Here is a 16864-nt window from a genome sequence, read left to right on the forward strand (position 1 = left end):
CCACCCGTATCAGAATTTAAAATAGTAGAACAGCACCGCGAACAGCCCGTCGGCCACGGTGATGAGGATGAGCCCGGCCACCACGGCCCCGGTGGTGGAGCGGCCCACCGCATCGGCCCCGCCGCCTGTGCGCAGCCCCTTCAGGCAGCTCACCCCGGTCACCAGCACGCTGAACACCAGAATCTTGATGAGGCTGCCGATGAGGTCCGTGGCCGTGACGTTGGCGAACACGCGCGAGGTGAAGGTCACCAGTGGAAAGCCGATGGAGACCATCACCAGCGCGCCCCCCACGAGGCTGGCGAAATTGAAGAACAACGTCATCACCGGCACCACGGCCAGCGACGACAGCAGCCTCGGCCCCACCAGGAAGCGCACCGGGCTTATGCCCATGGTGGAAAGCGCATCCAGTTCCTCGTTCACATGCATGGTGCCGATCTCCGCCGCGAAGGCGCTTCCCGAACGCGCCGCAAGCAAAATGGCGGTGACCAGCGGCCCCATCTCGCGGAACATCACCAGCCCCAGCATGTTGGGCACATAGATTTCACCGCCGAAGCGCTGCAAGGTGATGACCGACTGGAAGCTCATGATCATGCCCATAAGAAAGCCGATCAAAAGCAGTATGGGCAGGCTTTCCACGCCAACGGCCACGGCCTGGCGCAGCACGTCCTTCCAGCGCACCGTGCGCGGACGCCGCAAGGCGTTCCATACGACCAGCGCGCTTTCTCCCACAAAGCTGACGAGCAGGCGCAGGTCCGCGGCCAGATGCTCCAAAGCGGCACGGGTTCCGGGCTTTGGCTGGTCGTCCTCCCGCGCGGTCCCGGCGGTGCGGGCGCGCTGGGCCAGCTCCAGCAGGTGGCGATAGCGCTCCGGCAGTCCGGAAAGGGACACAGCAACTCCGGCCGCTTCGGCCTCGGCGCGCAGGGTGACCAGCAGCGCGAGGCCCGATCCGTCTATGTAGCGCACGTCGTCCAATTTCACCTGCAAGGACGTGAGGTCGCCCGCGCGAACGCGCGCCAGGGCGGGCTCCCACAGCCTGGCCACAGTGGCGGCGCGCAACTCGCCAGAAAGGCGCACGGCCAGCGAACCTGGACCGTCCATGCTGGCTGCGAGGCCGGGTATCTCTATGGGCTGGGATGGAGGACGCATCGTGCCCTTGCGGTAGCGCAAAGTCGGGCGAAAGGCAAAGGGGGAACAGACGCACGCCGCGTTTGCGCGTTCAAGAACAGCAGGAACCGCCCTCTCAAAAGGCCCCTCATGCTCGGAATCTCGGCAAAGGGCGTACCGGGCGTTTCACCGCGAACCCACCCTCAGCACCGCACATCCTACTTGACTTTTTTCGCAAAACAGAATTTTATTCTTCAAACGGAAGGGTATCAGAATGATCGACAAAATTGACATGACCATCCTGAGCATTCTTCAGGACCAGGGCCGCACCTCCAACGCCGACATCGCACGGGCCGTGGGCATGGCCCCCTCGGCCGTGCTGGAGCGGATGCGCAAGTTGGAGCGCAAGGGCGTCATCCGCGGCTTCGAGGCCGTGCTCAGGCCCAAGGACGTGGGCTTCGCCCTCACGGCCTTCACCTTCGTCCGCGCCGATGAAGGCGTGGGCTCGACAGACATCGGCAAGGCGCTCTCCCGCGTGCCTGGCGTGCTGGAGACCCACTACACCGCGGGGCAGGACTCCTACCTGCTCAAGGTGCGCGCCCGCGACACCGAGCACCTCCAGCTCATCCTGCAGGAGTTCGGCGCCATACCCGGCGTGCGCGACACCCGCACCACCGTCGTGCTCACCACACTCAAGGAATCCCGCTCCCTGCCCCTGGCCGATGACGCCGCGACCGGCCGCCAGGAACAGCGGGGCACCACAAAAGAACAGAGCAAGGAGTAGCCAATGGCAGCCATCGACACCGCCGCCCTGGAGCCGAAGATCGTCGCACGGGGCAAGGAATTCTTCCAAAGCATCGCCGGAGAGGCCCCGTCCATCTTCAATAAGGGCTGGTGGACCGGCAAGGTTATGGACTGGGCCATGAAGAACGAGGACTTCAAGGTCCAGATGTTCCGCTTCGTGGACGTGCTCCCCTACCTGACCACCAGCGAGTCCCTGTCCCGCCACATCGAGGAATACTTCGGCGACAAGGACGCCAACATCCCGGATGTGCTCAAGTGGGGCGCGGGCAAGACCGGCTTCGGCGGCGGACTTGTGGCCATGGTGCTCAACAAGGCCATCCGCTCCAACATCGAGGGCATGGCCCGGCAGTTCATCATCGGCGAAAAGGCGTCCGAGGCGGTGAAAGGCATCCGCCAGCTGCGCAAGGACGGCTTCGCCTTCGTCATCGACCTCTTGGGCGAAGCGCCGCTGAACGAGAAGGAATGCGACGAGTATGCCGCAGGCTACATGGAGGTGCTGAACGGCATACAGGCCGAATACAAGAAGTGGGACGGCCTGGATGTCGAGAAGGGCGCGGGCGGCGACCTGGACTGGGGACACGCTCCCAAGGTCAACGTAGCCGTGAAGCCCTCGGCCTTCTATTCCCAGGCCAAGCCCGTCGACGTGGCCGGAAGCGTGGAGGGCATGTACCGCCGCATTGAGCCCATCTACCGCAAGATCAAGGAAATGGGCGGGTTCATGTGCATCGACATGGAGCAGCTCAAGTACAAGGAAATCACCATAGAGCTCTACAAGCGCCTGCGCAGCGCCCCGGAGCACCGCGATTACCCGCACTTGGGCATTGTGTTCCAGTGCTATCTCAAGTGCACCGAAGCCGATGTCTCCGGAATGATCGGCTGGGCGCGCAAGGAAAGCCTGCCCATCTCCATCCGCCTGGTGAAAGGCGCGTACTGGGATTCCGAAACCGTGCTCGCCAAGCAGAACGGCTGGGAGATCCCCGTGTGGACCATCAAGGCCGAGAGCGACATGGCCCACGAGCGCATTTCGCGCCTGATCCTGGAAAACCACGACATCTGCCATTTCGCCTGCGCTTCGCACAACATCCGCACCATCTCCAACGTCATCGAAACCGCCAAGGCCCTGAACGTGCCCGAGAGCCGCTATGAATTCCAGGTGCTTTACGGCATGGCCGAGCCCGTGCGCAAAGGCCTGCGCAACGTGGCCAAGCGGGTGCGCCTGTACTGCCCCTATGGCGACCTGATTCCCGGCATGGCCTACCTAGTGCGCCGCCTGCTGGAAAACACGGCCAACGAGAGCTTCCTGCGCCAGAGCTTCGCCGAGGGCGCGGAACTGGAGCGCCTGCTCGAAAACCCCGAAACGACCCGCGAACGCGAAGTGGCCGCGAAAAAGGCCGCGGTCGCGCCCAAGGCCGGTCCCGGCGGCTACCCTGCGTTCGCCAACCATCCAGGCGTGGACTTCACCATCCCGGCCGCCCGCGCGGGCATGGCCAACGCGCTGGCCACGGTCCGCAAGGACTTCGGCGCCACCTACCCGCTCCTCATCGGCGGCAAGGAGGTCAAGACCGCCGAGACGCTGGACTCCTACAACCCGGCCAAACCGTCGGAAATCATCGGCCGCGTGTGCCAGGCCGGAGTGAAGGAGACCCAGGACGCGTTGGCCGTGGCCAAGAAGGCCTACCTGGCCTGGCGGGACGTGGAGCCGCTGGAGCGCGCCAAGGTGCTCTTCAAGGCGGCGGACATCATGCGCCGCGACATCAACGAGCTTTCCGCCCTGCAGGTGCTTGAGGTGGGTAAGCAGTGGGACCAGGCCCATGCCGACGTGGCCGAGGCCATCGACTTCCTGGAATACTACGGCCGGGAGATGATCCGCCTTGGCGCGCCCCGGCGCATGGGCAACGCCCCGGGCGAGGTGAACCAGTACTTCTACCAGGGCAAGGGCGTCACCGCCGTCATCGGGCCCTGGAACTTCCCGCTGGCCATCAGCGCGGGCATGGCCGCCGCGGCCATCGTGTGCGGCAACGCCGTGGTCTACAAGCCCTCTGGCCTGTCCAGCGTGGTGGGCTACGGCATCGCCCGCATCTTCAAGGAGGCGGGTCTGCCCGACGGCGTGTTCAACTACCTGCCCGGCAAGGGCTCGGTCATGGGCGACGTGCTGGTGGAACATCCAGACGTGTCCGTCATCGCCTTCACGGGCTCCATGGAAGTGGGCCTGCGCATCCAGGAAAAGGCCGCCCGGGTGCAGCCCGGCCAAGTGCAGTGCAAGAAGGTCATCGCGGAGATGGGCGGCAAGAACGCCATCATCATCGACGACGACGCCGACCTGGACGAGGCCGTGACCGGCGTGCTGTACTCGGCCTTCGGCTTCCAGGGGCAGAAGTGCTCGGCCTGCTCGCGCGTCATCGTGCTGGACCCCATCTACGACCGCTTCGTGTCCCGCCTGGCGGAGGCCGCAAAGTCCATCAAGATCGGCCCCTCGGAGGATCCCTCCAACGCCATGGGCCCCGTGGTGGACACGGCCGCCCAGGCGAACATCATCAAATACGTCGACATCGCCTGTTCCGAGGGCAAGGTGCTGGTGAAGCGCACCGACTTCCCGGCCGATGGCGGCTGCTACGTGCCGCTCACCATCGTCGAGGGCATCGACAAGAGCCACCGCATCGCCCAGGAGGAGGTCTTCGGCCCCGTGCTGGCCGTCATGCGCGCCAAGACCATCGACGAGGCCCTGGACATCGCGGGGTCCACCCGTTTCGCGCTGACCGGCGCCATCTACAGCCGCAGTCCCAAACACCTGGAAAAGGCGAGAAAAGAGTTCCGCGTGGGCAATCTGTACCTGAACAAGGGCAGCACCGGCGCCATGGTGGAGCGCCACGCCTTCGGCGGCTTCAACATGTCCGGCGTGGGCTCCAAGTCCGGCGGCCCGGACTACCTGCTCCAGTTCATGGACCCGCGCCTGGTTTCCGAGAACACCATCCGCCGCGGCTTCGCCCCGGTGGAGGAGGACGACGACTGGATCGCTTAGCGCGGACGCAAAACCGAACCGCAAGGCCGGGGGTGAAAACTCCCGGCCTTTTTTACGCCTCCGGCCCGCCCCGCCAGGGCAAAGGCCGCCTTGACTTTGCCGCGCCATTGCTCAAAACTGCGCACAGAATGTGCTTTCCAGGCCTCAAAGGTCCGGACGCGAAACTCCAAACACCGGCGACACCATGAACGACACGCAGCCACACAAGCGATCGGCTCTGGACAAAGGCAAGGCCCTCCTCGGCAGCCGCGCCCTGCGCATCACCCTGGCCAGCCTCGCCGCCCTGTTCCTGCTCTTCGGCGCGCTGGGCTACTTCTGGCTTCCCGGTTTCGCCAAGGCCAAGCTGGAAACGCTGCTTACCGAGGAATTCGCCCGGCCCGTAAGCGTGGATAAAATCGAGATATCGCCGTACGCTCTCTCGCTCACGGTGCGCGGCTTCAGTGTGGGACAAAAAGGCGTCCAGCCCGGCCAGCACGCGGGCAAAGGTCCAGACGCCGAGCTCTTCGGCTTCGACAGCCTGTTCGTGGATCTTTCCACGTCCAGCATGGCCCGCGGCATCCCCGTGGTGTCCAAGGTCGCCCTCGTCGGCCCCAGGCTGCACCTTGCCCGCACGAAGGACGGTCGCCTCAACGTCTCGGACCTGCTGGACAAATGGCTCGCCGGGCCGTCCTCGCCCACACCGGAATTCTCGGTTTCCGACATCACCATTCGCGGCGGCGCTGTCACCTTCAACGACACGCTGCTTGGCGCGCGCCATGAGCTGGCCGAGCTCAACCTGGGCATCCCGTTCATCGCCAACACCTCCGGCACGGTGGAAAGCAGCGTGGAGCCCACGTTCAGCGCAAAGGTCAACGGTTCGCCGCTGAACCTTGCTGGAGCGGTGAAGCCCTTCGCCCCAGGCAAGGACGCTAGTCTGGACATCGACATCAGCGATTTCGACTTGATGCGCGTCATGCGCTACGCTCCGTCCGACCTGCCCCTGGCCCTGGAGTCCGGCCGCATGGCCGCGCAGCTCAAGGTGTCGTTCGCCAAGCCCGAGGGCACAAACGCGGCCGTGCGTCTTTCCGGAACGGCGGAACTGGACGGTTTGGCCGCCAGGCTTCCCAGGGCTCAGGGCCAGCCTCTGCGCCTGCGCCTGGACAAGGCCGCGCTCAAGCTGGACGAGGCCACGCTGGCAGGGGTTCTGCGCTGCGGCCTTTCCCTGTCTGGCGCAAGCCTGTCCACGCCGACGGCCAAGGAGCCGCTCCTGGGCTTCGGCAGGCTCGATGTCTCCGGGATCAGCGTAACTTCGGCCGGGCGCAAGGCGGAGGTTGCGGAACTGCGTCTGGACAAGCCGTACGGCCGCGTACGCAGGCAGCAGGACAAAGGCTTGGACATCGTGGCCGCTCTGGAAGGTCTGGGCCAGGGCACAGCGCCCGCTCCAAAGGCCACTGCCAAGCCGACGCCCAAACCGGCTGGCAAGACAACGGCCAAGCCTACAGGCAAGACGCCCTCCCCGTGGGCCTGGAGCGTGGGGCGCGTGGTGGTCTCCGGCGGCGGCCTGCACTACGCCGACGACAGCCTCGGCCAGCGCATCCGCCCCCTGGAGGTGCGTGAACTAGCCATTTCCGTTGCGCCGCTTGCAAGCGCGGGCCAAACGCCCTCCACGGTCTCCGTTTCCGCACGCATCAACGACCGCGGCACCCTCAAGCTGGACGGCAACGTCCGGCGGGAACCGCAAGTCAAGGCCGACCTCGCGCTCGACATGAGCCACGTGGACCTCGTCGCCTTGCAGGGGTTCGCGTCCACCGAGCTGCACGCCCTGCTCACCAGGGGCGAGGTGTCCCTCAAGGGTGCGCTTTCCGCCGATGGCCCCAAGGCCTCCTTCACGGGCGACGCGGCCCTTGTGGACTTCAGCGTGCTGGACAAGGTCAACTCCGCCGACCTGCTGCGCTGGCGCAGCGTCACAGTCTCGCGCATCAACCTGGGCACGGAGCCCCTGCGCATAGACATCGGCGAAATCGCCGCCTCCAACTTCTTCGTGCGGCTGCTGCTCACCTCGCAGGGCAGGCTCAACCTGAACGACGTGCTGCGCAAGGAGGAGGACGAACAGCGCCAGGCCCAGGCGACGGAAGCCACGTCCGGGGCCAAACCAGCCCCTGCGGTGGAAGCCGCGCCGCCCGCTGTCGCCACTGCCAAGCCGACGGCCAAGCCGACCGGCCCCGCCCCGCAAATTCGCGTCGGCCGCATCGTGCTGGCCCACGGTGGCATCAATTTCACGGACCGCTTCGTCAAGCCCAACTACACGGCCAACCTTACCGACCTTTCGGGCCGCATCGGCGAGCTCAAGGCCGGGAGGCTCACAGACATCGCCCTGCGCGGCAAGGTGGACGGCACAGGACTGCTGGACATCTCCGGCAAGGCCGACCCCCTGGGCGAGCAACTGAACCTGGATCTGCACGCAAAGGCCACGGGCATCGAAATGGCGGGCTTCAGCCCCTACTCCGGCCGCTACGTGGGCTATGTCATCGAAAAGGGCAAGCTCTCCGTCGACCTGCGCTACCTGGTCAAGGACGGGCAGCTTGAGGCCCAAAACAACGTCTTCCTCGACCAGCTGACCTTCGGCAAGAAGGTGGAGAGCCCGGACGCCCTGTCCATCCCGGTGGGGCTTGTGGTGGCGCTGCTCAAGAACTCCAGAGGGGAAATCGACATCGATCTGCCCATCAAGGGCTCTCTCGACGATCCGGAATTCAGCGTCGGCGGCGTCATCGTCAAGGTGCTCATGAACCTCATCACCAAGGCCGTCACCTCGCCCTTCACGCTCCTGGCCTCGCTCTTCGGGGGCGGAGAGGAGTTGTCCTACGTGGCCTTCGAGCCCGGCCGCGACGACCTGACGCCGGAAGCGCAAAAACACCTGGAAACCCTGGCCAAGGCCCTGCGCGACCGCACGGGATTGAAGCTCGAAATCGCCGGCGCGGCCGATCCGGCCAGAGAAGAAGACGGACTCAAGCGGGCTCGCCTTGAGACGCGCGTAAAGACCCAGAAGGCCACGGAACTGGCTCGGCAAGGCAAAACCACCGGCGGCGTGGCGGACATCACCCTGACGCAGGAGGAATACGCGAAGTACCTGGAGCGCGTGTACAAGGCCTCCGATGTCAAGAAGCCGCGCAACATCGTGGGGTTGGCCAAGAGTATTCCGGTTGAGCAGATGGAAGCCCTGCTGCTGGCGGACATGCAGACCCCGCAGGGAGCCATGGAGCGCCTGGCGCGCAACCGCTCCGTGGCGGTGCAGTCGTGGCTTGTGGAGACCGGCGGCGTGGAACAGGCCCGCGTGTTCCTGCTGGCCCCGCGCGTGGGCGTTGAACCGCCCAAGGGCGCGCCAGCCGGTGGGCGTGTCGACTTTTCCTTGCGCTGACGCCACCCCACGGCGAGTCGGCTGAAACCCTCTGGATGCGGACGGCCATCAGTCCCGCCGTACCCGCAAGCACAGGTCCCAGCCGCCCGGGGCCAGGTGCTCCTCGATCGCGCCGAAACCGGCGTGCGCAAGCCGCTGCGTGAGCGCCCGCACCTCCTCCGGGTAGAACCCCGGCGTCTTGCGCACGCGGTCGGGCCACTGCAGGTGGATGGCGAACACAACCACGCCCCCAGGCTGCACCATGCGATGCAGTTCGGCCAGACAGCGGCTTGCCGGGCGCCAGAACTGCACGTTGCTGACGCACAGCGCACGGTGGAAGCGCGCATCTGGCCAGCCGACTTCCGCCACGGAACACAGCGCCAAACGCATCCGCCCCTGGGCGATGGCCTGGGCGTTCCGCGCCGCCGCCCGCGAGAGCATCAGCACGGAGCGCTCCACCCCGCACACCATGCCACGCTCCCCCACGGCCTCGGCCAGCATTGCCAGGGCCACGCCCGGCCCAAAGCCGATTTCCAGCACGCTCTCCCCCTGCAAGGGCCAGAGCAGATCCACCGCAAAACGATTCAACGCCACATTCTTCCTGGCCATGACCAGCCCGGCAAGGCGGCCAAGTCCCCCTTCCGGCGCTGCGAAAGCGCGGAACAGCGGGTTGCCCTGGCGTTTCTCGAAAGCCCGCGCCACGATCACGTCCCCCTGTCCGCATTCCTCCAGGCTTGCGGTCTCGCAACGATGCGGAGCAAGGCCCTGGGCACTCTGTTCCGGGGAAACTTCACCTGTTTCCATAGCGGCATCCTCCGTCAGTGGAATTTTACGTTCATCGTAATAAATTTTCAAAAAAAATTACCCCTGTTTCAATTCACGGGCCACGCGTTCCAGGGTGCGCATAAACAGGGCCCGCTGCTTCTCGTCTGGCAAAGCCTGGCAACACAGTTCGGCAAGACGTTGGTCCAGGGCGCGGTGCGCCTCCTCCACAGCAAGCCCCTTCTCCGTGACCACCAAGCCGTAGGATCGCCTGTCCTCGGCGTTGATGACCCGACGGACCAGCCCGCGCCGCTCCAGCCGATTCACCGCACTGGACAACGTGCTGTTGGGAATGTCCAGAATTCTGCGCACTTCGCCAACGGTTATGCCCGGGGTGCGTGACGAATGGTGGATAATGCCGACATCCAGCGCGGCGAGACCGTCCAGCCGGGCATCCCACTTGGCAAGGTTTTGCAGGCTGAAGGCGGCCACAAATCGATGCAGCGCTTCAGCCATAGGCATGTTGTCTTTCATATCCGCCTATTACGTCCTTCGAACTATCCTTCAACCGCAATACACATCGCAACCCGGATCGTCAAGGGTTCATTCCGGTTCCGTCTCAGATGACGACACACTTCCTGGACAAGGACACGGGATTGCTGAAGTTGCCGGAACAACGCAGAGCGGCGCAAAGCCGCAGCGGCGGCGTGGAGGCCGCATCCAGCAATACGATGGCGGAGGTTCTGGCGGTCTCCGAATGCAGCCCTTTCCACCCGCGCGCTGCTTGCGCATTCCCCATGGCGCGAAGCGCATCACCCGGGCATATCGTGCAGGGGCAATGCCGCTCTTGCCTCTTGCCACAGCGGCGAAAAGCAGGGAATATGCGTCCGCGCGCACAACACGCGCTCAAGGAGACCCATGCGCAAGCCCAAGCCCTACGACTACTCCGACCCCAGGCCACCCAGCCGCTCGCAAATGAAGCGCGACAGCTCCGCATTGCAGGTTCTGGGGGGCAAGCTGGCCGATCTCCCGGATTCGGCCCTCAAACGGCTCGCGCTGCCGCAGCGCCTTGATGAAGCCATCCGCGAATACAAGAAGCTCACGCGGCACGAAGCCAGACGCCGCCAACTCCAGTTCATCGGCGCGCTGATGCGCGAGACCGACACCGAGCCCCTTGCCCGGGCCGTGGAAGACATGGAGGCGGGCAACCGCACCCAGGCCCGCGAATTCCATGAGATCGAAGCCTGGCGCGCAGCCCTGCTCCTGGGCGACGAATCCGGCCTTGAAGAGATGCTCGCCCCTGTTCCGGAACAGGACCGGGCCGAACTGCGCAGCCGCATCCGCACCCTCGCCCGCAACGCCCGAACCGAGGCGGAGAAGGCAAAGCCCCCACGCGCCGCCAAAACGCTGTTCCGCCTGCTGCGCGAATTGCGCTCCGGAGTGCGGCCCCTGGGCGACGATACGGAGGCGGAAGAGGGCGGGACACCGGAAGCCGCACCATAGGAAGCCAGGCCTTCCCCGGAGCAGCGCCCTTGACGGCGGCCTTTGGCGACTTATTCTGCACCGCAGCGCCGCCGCACCCATAGCACAGAAAGGAGCCCCCAGTGATCCACGAGTACGCAGGCATCGTCACCGAACTAGAAGACCGCGTGTGCCCCCACTGCCACAAACCCATGGAGGCATGGCTGGCGCCGCCGGACAGCGGCTGGGGAGTCATCGTCGTCTGCTTCAACAACGAATGCCCCCACTATGTCGGTTCGGACAAGGACATCGCAAACAAGCGCGACGAGTCCCGCATGGGCTGCCGCTACGCCGAAAACCCGGAGAACAACTACGCGCCGTTCAACCTCGTCGCGGTCTGTTTCTAATCGCCCGCACGCGCTGGCCACATGGACGCCCCGGACCTTTCCGGGGCGTTTTTTTTTCGCTCGCGTCGCATTGTTCTTGCGAGACCCGCGCACTCTACGTATTTACATCCTGCAAACTAATCGAACCGTCCGGAGCGCGCTGTGGACCAAGACGACTACAAATGCATCCTCGACAACCTGTTCGACGGCGTCTACTTCGTGAACGCCAAGCGGGTCATCACCTACTGGAACCACGGCGCGGAACGCATCTCCGGCTTCAGCGCACAGGATGTCGTCGGCAAAGGATGCGCTGACGGCATCCTCCGGCACATCACCGGCAGCGGCGAGGAACTGTGCACGCGTCTCTGCCCGCTGGCCAAGACCCTTGTGGACGGCGAACCGCGCGAGGACGAAGTGTTCCTGCACCACAAAAACGGGCACAGGGTTCCGGTATCGGTGCGCATCGCCCCGCTGCGAGACAAGGACGGCGCGATCATCGGCGCTGTGGAGGTTTTCTCCGACGCGACGCCACAGCAACGCCTGCGGGAAGAGGTGAACGAATTGCGCAGCCTGGCCATGACCGACCAGCTCACCGGCCTGGGCAACCGCGCCGCCGCCGGGCGACAGTTCAAGCGTCGCATGAGCGAATGCAAACGCTTTGGCGTGCCGTTCGGATTGCTCTTCGCCGACATCGACCACTTCAAGAAAGTCAACGACACCTACGGGCACGACACGGGCGATTGCGTGCTGGCGCAAATCGCCAAGACCCTCAAAAGCTCCCTGCGCGGGGTGGACGCCCTGTGCCGATGGGGGGGCGAGGAATTTGTCGCCCTGGTGCCCAAGGTCGACGAAAAGGCCTTCCACTCCATCGCCGAGCGTATGCGCCGCTTTGTGGAAGCCACATCCATTCCTTCTGGCTGCGGGCACCCTCCCCTCCGCTTCACCATCTCCGTCGGCGGCGCGCTGGCGCGGCCGGACGACACCTTGACCAGCCTCGCGGCCCGTGCGGACACCATGATGTATGAGGCCAAACGCTCCGGCCGAAACTGCATCAGGCTGGATTGCAACTGCGAAGCAGCGGGCGAAGATTCTGCGGATTGACGAGGGGAGAGTCCGGGGCACAGGTTCCGCCCCCAGGCCATGACGGCGGGTGCGTTGCGCCAGATGCGCGAACCCGTCCCTGCGGTGAGGCTCACGGCTCTGCCCGATGTGGGGTTCTGCGCGCAGCGCCGTGAGGGGGCGGAGAGACCCTAGGCGAGCCCATGTCCCCTCGTGTTCGTTAAAGGGTACAGGTCCGGGGTACGGATTTGACTTTTAAGGCCTGTTTCAGACGCAAAAAAGGGGTTACGGCGAAACCGTAACCCCTTGAAAATGGCGGAGAGGGAGGGATTCTCGTCGGGTGACAGGCGAATCCTTTTATTTCAGCCAGTTGCACTCACTGTTCCTGCACCAAATGTAACGCCCCACTGGAACAGTTTCAAGTCTTTTCCTCATCCTTCCGCCTGCGCCTGACCACCCAGCCTTTCGGATAGGGTCGAACCGCCGAGGTCCCAGGCACGCCCTGCTCACGCACGTAAGCCTGGACCTCCGCGAGGTGATGGTCCACCAGCAGCTCCACCGCCGACTCCAGGGCCTCGCCCAGGTGGCGGAGGACACGGCCACGGCTGCGGGGATACACGTGCAGTTCCTGGACCTGGGCCTGCTTCTGGCTCGGCCAGACAGGCGAAGGCACTTCTCGCACCCAGCGGCGATGTGACCCGGAGGCCATGCGGTGAACCACCTTGGCCGCCTGGACGCGCTTGAACTCGACGCTGTGAACGGGCTGAGGATCATCCAGAAGGATCAGCTCCACAGCCAACCACGCTGCGACCACCAGCCGGGGGTCGATGCCATGCTGCCTGAGCCTCGCCAGAGCCGCCTTGGCCCGCTCCTGGGGCGGCATACCTCGGAGCCGGAAGGCCTCGATGTACGGCCCGGCCTGCTGGTAGAGGCTCCGCACCCGCTGGACGGCGTTCTGCACCCAGCGGCTGTCCTCATGGGCCACAATCCACGCCAGGGCGGCCCTGCGGTACGGATTCAGCTCCCTGGCCGTGTACGACCCCTTGAGCGGGCTGCCGTGCCGCTGGTGGTGGTCGGCATGGGCGCGGCAGTACCGTTCGTCCAGGCCGTCCGAGGTTCCGGCCCTGGCAGGCCTGCCGCAGTGGATCACCCGGCAGTAGGCGTACATGTGATTCGGGACGCTGGCGCGGTCCTTCACGTCCTGCTTGCGCTTCTGGCGCTGGCTCCAGTCGGTCATGGCTTACGGGTCCCACAAATGGAGAGTGGGTGGATTCCCCTGTAGGTATGCTTGTTAATGTTCATCCTACCACCTCATCCACAAGACCCTGTACTCCCACCACCTTGAGGAAGCAGGAGAGCATGATCTCCTTGACCTTGTCCTTGTTTGACTTGGCCACCAGCACGGAGTCATGGATGGGCAGGGCATGGATTTCCAGCTCACGGAGGGTGAGCAGGACCTCCACCATCACCTGGCTCTCGATGAACTGGGCCTCGTGACCCATCCCTTTGAAGAAGCTGTCCTTGATGGCCGGGTGTGCGTCCTCGATGGCCTGCATCACCTGCTCCACCCGGTGCTGTTCCTCAAACTCCTTGCGGACGCCCTTGGGCATCCTGGTCAGGCGCTTGGTGGCGAAGATCATGGAGTTCATGACCTTCTTCACCCCTGGACGGAATCGCTGGTAGCCGGGGATGTCGTAGGCGTCGCAGTCGAGCGGCTGCGCCCCACAGAGACCGTAGAGGATGCGCGGGTTCATCTGGCCGTAGTCCAGCTCCACCACCTCCTCCCGGTTGATGGACAGGCCCTTCAGCCGGGTCTCCTTCTTCAGGTGCTGCCAGAAGCCCCCGTACAGCCTGCCCCCGCTGTCGAACCGTCCTTGGGTGAACACCCGCCGCAGACGCCGGTCCAAGGTGTCCACGGGCCTGCCATCGGGCCAGTAGCACTCGTCGAACTCGATCTCCGCCGCCTCCAGCCAGGCGTTGATGGCCCGGAGCTGCTCCCGGTAGGCGATGGTCTCCGGGGTGTCCTCGTACTCCTCCAGGCCGCCATCATCCCAGCCCCCCTGCTTGATCCGCTTGAGCTGGATCACCTCCTGGGTGTGGTCGAGGCCGAAGTCCTCTGGCTGGAGATCATGCTCCACCACACGCCGAATCAGACGCGGCCCTGCCCAGATCGTGGTCTCCTTGGCCCGCCCGAAGATGCCCTTGTGGCCCAAAACCATCACTACAAAGGCCATCTCAGGTGCCTTCAGGCAGTCCAGGATGGTCGGAAGGGACTTGGTGAAGACGAGAGGGCTGTATCGGCTCCTGCTCCCCAAGTACCTGTTGGACCGCGTGATGCGAACTCCCTCACCATGTCCCATTACATGATGGTAGACGAGATTCGAGACGATGGCCGAAACAGCGGCCTCAAATCTCTCCTGGTCAGCCCGTCTGCGACGACGCTGTCGGAGATGATGATACTCCTCGTAGGCCTGGAGTTGTTGGATGACATCCAGAGTGACCGCCTTGGCCTTGTTCGTCTTGGGTATGCGCCACGGGTTAAAGAGACGGTCACGAAGTTGCTCTTCAAACTCCGTTTCCTCAGTGCAGTTCTCGAGCGGGTCCACGAACATCCTCTCCTTGCACACAAAATGACCACCCCGCCATTAGCCACCGAGGAGTCCGATAAACGAATGAAGGCGGACTTGTCTAGAAACGGGTGCTAAACAAAATTAACCCTAACCATAGCAGACAGTTGAAGCTGAAAAGCACCTGAGATATACAGCCAACCCAGACCAGAACAATCTCCGAAGGCAGTAGGGTAACACTCTAACGACAAACACATTCTCAGGGCTTGGTCATGACTTCGAAAAAGCTAGACATCGAAAGATTTTCAAAAGTTTACAATCTCATGAATTCAACGTGTTACGATGGAGAACGGGAAGCCGCCAGAGATAGAGCTGAGGCAATTGCCTGTGCAGCAGGCATGACCTTCGAAGAGGCCGTCGACGCGATCTCTCAGCTCGAAGCACCCACGCCAATGGCAACGGAATCATTTCGTAACCCCTTTGCAGGCTTTGCTGAATACATGGAGCAACGAGAACCAGGATATATGGCTCGGGCTGCTGAGGAGGCTCGGCAACGCGAAGAAGCACGCCTTAAAGAATGCGCCAAACTCATTGAGCAGTACGGCTCAGAAGAGGCCGTCATGGCCGCATGTGAAAGGGAAGTTTTACTAGAGAAGGCCTGCGCTCATTTGGCAGAAGTGGAAGAGGACGGCTACATATCCAATTTGGACGGATGGGGACCATTGTCGAAAGATGAAGACCTTCCGGTGTCAGTCCGTCAAGCGGTAGCCGACGCCTACATCTTGCCAAAAACAGTCGTCGAAGCTTGGGAAGAATGGCGTTACTGGAACCGACGTATGCTTGAACGAAGCACACTAGATCGATACATGGATTTTCATCCACTACCGGTGAATGCTCGTGTCGTAGTTTTAGAAGAACTGTTGTTTTCCCTGCCAGCAGCAACCGTAGGAGACGTTATAGCGCGAATCGACCGGTTCGAAGAACTTTGCAATCAGGGCTGGGATGTGAAGCAAGAGGATCAGGACAAATTTATTAAGCAACTCCGTAATGATGTAGACTTTCTATCCAACAGTGTCCAAGTTGGACGACAGACTCCATTTACCAACGCCAAGAAGAGAGACGCCGTGCTGGAGTACCTCAAGTGTCCCGAGCGGTCACTGCTGTCAGACCGCGAGATTGCCCGTATCGTCGGGGTATCACCACAGACCGTGAACAACTGGCGCAAGCGGCTCAACGTCCATTTTGGACACAACCGATAAAGCTACGACCTAGACGCAGGAGATTCGAATGTACGAGATCGGATACTGGGGCCGCCCTGGTCACCCGGATGGAGCACGGCACATAATCTTCACCGTGAATGGTGAGCGCGTGACTTACTGCGGAGCGCACAAGATGCTAGTCCCAGACGTAGAGTTCACTCAGGCTGCCAGCGGGCTGGTCGAAGAAAAGGTGACCTGTGGTCACTGCAAGAGGATACTCAGCTCCCCTACGCTCCGATTGAAGCACCTGGGCGAGGAGAAGTCGGACAGCGCCAAGGACTGATGGCTATGCTGACGCTGACTCCCAGAAAATGGTTTGGCTGGCAGATGCTCCCTGGCTATGGCATGGCCCCCTATTTCTCGCCAATCAGGGTTGAGGAGATCACCGCCCTCAAGACGGGCCAGAGTATTCTCCGCCTCAGGTTCTTCAACGCGTTTTACGCCGCTGGTGTCCAGAACTTCGAGAAGACCCTGCGCGTACTCAGACGCCACCCCGAGTACATTGTCTGCGACATCATCCATGACGATGACGGACGAATGGCCATCATCACGGCCTGTACTCCTGAGTTTCTGATCAAGCATGCCGATCCAGCATATGTAGAGCAAAACCGCACATTGTTACTTAATAGCGATCTACAAGCACTTCTGGACAGTGTGTATGGTTTTGACAACTCGCTCGGCGACAGAAAGGAAGGATAGCGAGAAGCTATTTAATCCCAAAAAGCAATTTGATAAGCCTGCCAACCTGATTAATCTCTCGTTTTTGGGGATCTAGATATCCAGGCCGACCATGGCTTGGCCCATAAGAAACGTAAGCCTCAATTTCGAGATCAGTCACACTAAACGATTTATCGACATTGACGAAAACAGGTATGAAAACTGCCTCTCTATATTCAGACTGTAGCGTCACGCGATACGTGCCATCCTCTCTCACCCATTCGTTTCCATACATGTCATCACCGTAAGCTTGAGAGTCTCCATCGCTTTCATGCCATGCGATGTTCTTGATGGATTCAGGCAGAGCCAAGCCAATAACCTTACTTTGCCATGTATTCACACATCCCCCCTTG

General features: G+C 62.8%; 15 protein-coding genes. 9 read left to right on the plus strand and 6 right to left on the minus strand.

Translation table 11 applies throughout. The annotated features are described in order from the left end of the window. Positions 1–9: 9 nt before the first annotated feature. Positions 10–1146 carry an ABC transporter permease gene (locus tag CHB73_RS01660; RefSeq protein WP_235641468.1) on the minus strand — a complete coding sequence of 379 codons (1137 nt, stop codon included), beginning with the start codon at positions 1144–1146 and terminating at the stop codon, positions 10–12. A 232-nt stretch (positions 1147–1378) separates the two neighbouring features. On the opposite strand from CHB73_RS01660, the gene CHB73_RS01665 reads away from it, so the two are divergent. The 3 genes from CHB73_RS01665 to CHB73_RS01675 all read left to right on the plus strand — a co-directional run bounded on the left by CHB73_RS01665 (position 1379) and on the right by CHB73_RS01675 (position 8321). Then, the gene (locus CHB73_RS01665) at positions 1379–1888 is read left to right on the plus strand and encodes an Lrp/AsnC family transcriptional regulator (RefSeq protein WP_089271418.1); all 510 of its coding nucleotides are present in this window, start codon (positions 1379–1381) and stop codon (positions 1886–1888) included. A gap of 3 nt (positions 1889–1891) precedes the next feature. Then, positions 1892–4927 carry an L-glutamate gamma-semialdehyde dehydrogenase gene (gene pruA, locus CHB73_RS01670; RefSeq protein WP_089271420.1) on the plus strand — a complete coding sequence of 1012 codons (3036 nt, stop codon included), beginning with the start codon at positions 1892–1894 and terminating at the stop codon, positions 4925–4927. A 184-nt stretch (positions 4928–5111) separates the two neighbouring features. Continuing rightward, a complete protein-coding gene (locus CHB73_RS01675) occupies positions 5112–8321 on the plus strand; it encodes a DUF748 domain-containing protein (RefSeq protein ID WP_089271422.1) in 3210 nt (1069 codons plus the stop codon). A 48-nt stretch (positions 8322–8369) separates the two neighbouring features. On the opposite strand, the gene CHB73_RS01680 is transcribed toward CHB73_RS01675, so the two are convergent. Beyond that, positions 8370–9104, minus strand: coding sequence for a class I SAM-dependent methyltransferase (locus CHB73_RS01680; RefSeq protein WP_089271424.1), 735 nt, complete (start codon positions 9102–9104; stop codon positions 8370–8372). Positions 9105–9161: 57 nt separating this feature from the next. After that, the gene (locus CHB73_RS01685) at positions 9162–9578 is read right to left on the minus strand and encodes a MarR family winged helix-turn-helix transcriptional regulator (RefSeq protein ID WP_179216848.1); all 417 of its coding nucleotides are present in this window, start codon (positions 9576–9578) and stop codon (positions 9162–9164) included. Between the two features lie 402 nt (positions 9579–9980). On the opposite strand from CHB73_RS01685, the gene yjgA reads away from it, so the two are divergent. The 3 genes from yjgA to CHB73_RS01700 all read left to right on the plus strand — a co-directional run bounded on the left by yjgA (position 9981) and on the right by CHB73_RS01700 (position 12010). Further along, positions 9981–10565, plus strand: coding sequence for a ribosome biogenesis factor YjgA (gene yjgA, locus CHB73_RS01690; protein ID WP_089271428.1), 585 nt, complete (start codon positions 9981–9983; stop codon positions 10563–10565). A gap of 101 nt (positions 10566–10666) precedes the next feature. Continuing rightward, positions 10667–10930 (plus strand): hypothetical protein, encoded by a 264-nt coding sequence (locus tag CHB73_RS01695; protein WP_179216849.1) that lies wholly within the window; start codon positions 10667–10669, stop codon positions 10928–10930. Positions 10931–11071: 141 nt separating this feature from the next. After that, positions 11072–12010 carry a sensor domain-containing diguanylate cyclase gene (locus CHB73_RS01700; RefSeq protein ID WP_089271430.1) on the plus strand — a complete coding sequence of 313 codons (939 nt, stop codon included), beginning with the start codon at positions 11072–11074 and terminating at the stop codon, positions 12008–12010. A 376-nt stretch (positions 12011–12386) separates the two neighbouring features. On the opposite strand, the gene CHB73_RS01705 is transcribed toward CHB73_RS01700, so the two are convergent. Beyond that, entirely contained in the window at positions 12387–13205 is an 819-nt protein-coding gene (locus tag CHB73_RS01705) for a hypothetical protein (protein ID WP_179216850.1), read from the minus strand. Positions 13206–13266: 61 nt separating this feature from the next. After that, positions 13267–14202 (minus strand): hypothetical protein, encoded by a 936-nt coding sequence (locus tag CHB73_RS01710; RefSeq protein WP_089271432.1) that lies wholly within the window; start codon positions 14200–14202, stop codon positions 13267–13269. Between the two features lie 605 nt (positions 14203–14807). Between CHB73_RS01710 and CHB73_RS16965 the strand changes: the two genes are divergently transcribed. Genes CHB73_RS16965 through CHB73_RS01730 form a run of 3 tightly spaced genes read left to right on the plus strand, consistent with a single transcriptional unit; the run spans position 14808 to position 16493 of the window. Beyond that, complete coding sequence (locus CHB73_RS16965; protein WP_218819323.1) at positions 14808–15794, plus strand: helix-turn-helix domain-containing protein; 987 nt, start codon at positions 14808–14810, stop codon at positions 15792–15794. A 28-nt stretch (positions 15795–15822) separates the two neighbouring features. Then, the gene (locus CHB73_RS01725; RefSeq protein WP_089271438.1) at positions 15823–16077 is read left to right on the plus strand and encodes a hypothetical protein; all 255 of its coding nucleotides are present in this window, start codon (positions 15823–15825) and stop codon (positions 16075–16077) included. Between the two features lie 5 nt (positions 16078–16082). Continuing rightward, positions 16083–16493: a hypothetical protein gene (locus tag CHB73_RS01730; protein ID WP_143337288.1), complete on the plus strand. Its 411-nt coding sequence runs from the start codon at positions 16083–16085 to the stop codon at positions 16491–16493. A 7-nt stretch (positions 16494–16500) separates the two neighbouring features. Here CHB73_RS01730 and CHB73_RS16360 read toward each other — a convergent pair whose 3' ends face one another. Beyond that, positions 16501–16851, minus strand: a complete 351-nt coding sequence (locus tag CHB73_RS16360) for a hypothetical protein (protein WP_143337289.1) — start codon at positions 16849–16851, stop codon at positions 16501–16503. Between the last annotated feature and the right edge of the window lie 13 nt (positions 16852–16864).

Origin of the sequence: Humidesulfovibrio mexicanus (assembly GCF_900188225.1) — a bacterium.
GTDB classification, from domain to species: Bacteria; Desulfobacterota; Desulfovibrionia; order Desulfovibrionales; family Desulfovibrionaceae; genus Humidesulfovibrio; species Humidesulfovibrio mexicanus.

Coding starts and splice junctions, on each gene's coding strand:
- CHB73_RS01660 (WP_235641468.1), bottom strand. CDS start 1,146: ATGCGTCCTCCATCCCAGCCCATAGAGATACCCGGCCTCGCAGCCAGC.
- CHB73_RS01665 (WP_089271418.1), top strand. CDS start 1,379: ATGATCGACAAAATTGACATGACCATCCTGAGCATTCTTCAGGACCAG.
- pruA (WP_089271420.1), top strand. CDS start 1,892: ATGGCAGCCATCGACACCGCCGCCCTGGAGCCGAAGATCGTCGCACGG.
- CHB73_RS01675 (WP_089271422.1), top strand. CDS start 5,112: ATGAACGACACGCAGCCACACAAGCGATCGGCTCTGGACAAAGGCAAG.
- CHB73_RS01680 (WP_089271424.1), bottom strand. CDS start 9,104: ATGGAAACAGGTGAAGTTTCCCCGGAACAGAGTGCCCAGGGCCTTGCT.
- CHB73_RS01685 (WP_179216848.1), bottom strand. CDS start 9,578: ATGGCTGAAGCGCTGCATCGATTTGTGGCCGCCTTCAGCCTGCAAAAC.
- yjgA (WP_089271428.1), top strand. CDS start 9,981: ATGCGCAAGCCCAAGCCCTACGACTACTCCGACCCCAGGCCACCCAGC.
- CHB73_RS01705 (WP_179216850.1), bottom strand. CDS start 13,205: ATGACCGACTGGAGCCAGCGCCAGAAGCGCAAGCAGGACGTGAAGGAC.
- CHB73_RS01710 (WP_089271432.1), bottom strand. CDS start 14,202: ATGGCCTTTGTAGTGATGGTTTTGGGCCACAAGGGCATCTTCGGGCGG.
- CHB73_RS16965 (WP_218819323.1), top strand. CDS start 14,808: ATGACTTCGAAAAAGCTAGACATCGAAAGATTTTCAAAAGTTTACAAT.
- CHB73_RS01725 (WP_089271438.1), top strand. CDS start 15,823: ATGTACGAGATCGGATACTGGGGCCGCCCTGGTCACCCGGATGGAGCA.
- CHB73_RS01730 (WP_143337288.1), top strand. CDS start 16,083: ATGCTGACGCTGACTCCCAGAAAATGGTTTGGCTGGCAGATGCTCCCT.